This is a genomic window from Prevotella sp. AM42-24, assembly GCF_003461825.1.
Classification (GTDB): Bacteria; Bacteroidota; Bacteroidia; order Bacteroidales; family Bacteroidaceae; genus Prevotella; species Prevotella hominis.
The window spans coordinates 1-1,613 of record NZ_QTXV01000153.1 but is presented as its reverse complement, the minus strand read 5'-3'; the positions used below and the strand labels follow the sequence as shown (position 1 = coordinate 1,613).

Sequence of the window (1,613 nt, the reverse complement as noted above, 5' to 3'; positions counted from 1 at the left end):
TGTCTTATACGTGAAAAAGTTGTCACCTTTAGGATGGTTAAACTAAATTTGTTACTATCTATTTTTTGTATCACTAAATGAGTTACGCATTTTTTATTTTATCACTATATGGGTTGTCAGCGAATACCCATTATACCTAACTAGGTTACTCTTTTTAAGGAGCTATCCCTAGAAAGGTTACGGTGATGATATTCTTTCAAATGCAAAGATACACATTTTCAACTAATTAGAAGATTTTTCCCAAGGATTTTTCCACATTTTCTGCTGTGGCCCCACTTGAGTATGTGCAACTGATGGTGTTTGATTACCGATACTCATATGCGGTCTTTCGTCGTTATAAAACGCAATAATCCTGGTCAGTTCCTTCTTACATACTTTACGAGTAGGAATTGTCATTCTATAAAGCCATTCTGTTTTTAAAATGCCGTTTGCACGTTCTGCTATAGCATTCTCCAAAGGATCTCCTGTTTGAGTCATACTTATTTGTGAGCCATGACTTTTTAGGATAGATACATAATTCTGACTGCAATACTGGCTTCCTCTGTCAGAGTGATGAATGAGTCCTTTTGCAGTTTCTTCATCAATGCTTTTATATGCCATTTTAAGCGCTTCTAATGGATATACAGTTTCTAATGTTGGACCAACAGCCCATCCAACGATTTTATGGGAATACAGGTCTGTTATAAGCGAGAGATAGCACACACCTTCATTGGTTTCAACATAGGTGATGTCACTTGCCCAAATCTGGTTCGGATGGGTAGGAACTACTCCCTTAATCAGGTTTGGGTATTTGCGATAATTATGGTCGGAATCTGTTGTCTTATAGCGCCTACGGCGCTTTATACGTACCATGAGTCCATGCTTACGTAGCATCTCAATAAATGCGTCACGACCAGGGAAGCAGCCTGTATCCTCAAACATCTGTTTCAATATGGCATGCAACTTTGCAGCTCCTAAGCCAGGATTCGACTTACGATACTCACGTGCCTTTTCAATGATGATAGACTCAATGGCCTCTTCAGCAAAGCCGTCAGAGACATTGCGCTTATTATATGCTTGCCGGGTGAAACCAAACAGCCCGCATAGAGTGCCTAAACCTTGGCTCTGGCACTCTGTGCGGAGCAAGCTTACTGTTTGGTACCAGATTTTTTTCTCACAGGAATATTGAAGGTTTCTTCTGCGAGGTCAATCATGGTGGAGAATGCCTTAGAGCGAAGCTTCTCTAACTCCAAAGCCTTGCGGAGACGCTTAATCTCTGCATCTTTCTCTTTCAACTGTTCATTTGTTGTCTTTGCCATATCGTCACGGTTTTGGTCTTCTGGCGGCAAAGATAACAAATCTTTTTCATTTAAGAACTTATCCATCCAAGAAAATAGCACTGTACGACTGCTTATATAGTATTTCTTGATGATTTCTTCTGCTGGGAGCCCACTCTCCATATACTCTCGAACTATCATGATACGATCATCATCTGTAAAAGAGTAGCTATTCAACTCTACCTCACGGGTCTCAAACCAACCAGTGTCTTCATTATACACACGTTCAATTTTTGTCTTATGTTTCATTGTCACTTCTGTTTGTTCCTAAGTGACAACCTTTTTCAGGGAAGTACA

The 1,613-nt window shown here is 40.0% G+C and carries 2 protein-coding genes; both read right to left on the bottom strand.

What is annotated here, in order from left to right:
* Positions 1 to 222: 222 nt before the first annotated feature.
* Entirely contained in the window at positions 223 to 1,125 is a 903-nt protein-coding gene (locus DW917_RS16805; protein ID WP_158570254.1) for an IS3 family transposase, read from the bottom strand.
* A gap of 2 nt (positions 1,126 to 1,127) precedes the next feature.
* Positions 1,128 to 1,565: a transposase gene (locus DW917_RS16800; RefSeq protein WP_118120531.1), complete on the bottom strand. Its 438-nt coding sequence runs from the start codon at positions 1,563 to 1,565 to the stop codon at positions 1,128 to 1,130.
* Positions 1,566 to 1,613: the final 48 nt, after the last annotated feature.